Genomic DNA, 650 nt, shown 5'->3' with positions numbered 1-650 from the left:
CGACCATCCATGTCTTTGACCGATAGCGATTGTCTCGCGCCCAAAATCACACCGGCGGGCCACCTCCTTGCAGCGCCGGACGTCGATGCGCCTCCCTTGCCAGATGACGTTGCGCTAGGCGCTTCCTTCAGGCGCGGCACGGGTCATGGGCTGCTCTATCTGGGGAGCGCAACCATAGGGCGTGCACTGCCGCCTGCGTGGGCATGGTGGCGCGACTTTGGCGCCCGCTATGTCACGTCTTTATGCACCACGTCAGAAGGCGAGGAGGTCACGGTTTCTCAACCGGACACAGGGGACTTCGAAAGACTGATCGAAGATGCGCCGCCCATGACGGGTGCCGAATATCTCACGTCGGATGTCCTGGCGGCACTGTGGGGCGAAATCGACACCGCTTTACGTGATGAGCTGGCGAGCACGGGGGAGTCGCTTCAGGCATTTCTCAAGTCGCGTCATCCTGCCTGGAATCTTGTGGGCCGTGTTCACTTCAACCTTGCCGAAAACCGCAAGGATCCTGAAGCCCCTTTCGCCTTCCTGGCAACCTACGCAGCGCGCATATCGGCCCATGGCAAGACACAACATCAACCACTTTCGCGGGCGCTCGAGGAATTTTCCGGTGCGCGGAACAAGGCGAAGCTGCTCTCTCTCCTGAT

Annotated in this window: 1 pseudogene; it reads left to right on the top strand. The window is 60.5% G+C overall.

Features of this window, described 5'->3' with window-relative positions:
- Positions 1-9 precede the first annotated feature (9 nt).
- Positions 10-650 (top strand): annotated as a pseudogene (locus GCT13_RS51710) (ATP-dependent helicase); the annotation flags it as partial.

This window comes from Paraburkholderia franconis, assembly GCF_009362735.1.
Classification (GTDB): domain Bacteria; phylum Pseudomonadota; class Gammaproteobacteria; order Burkholderiales; family Burkholderiaceae; genus Paraburkholderia; species Paraburkholderia franconis.
The sequence above is the reverse complement of the archived record's forward strand: the minus strand, read 5'-3'. Positions and strand labels throughout refer to the sequence as shown.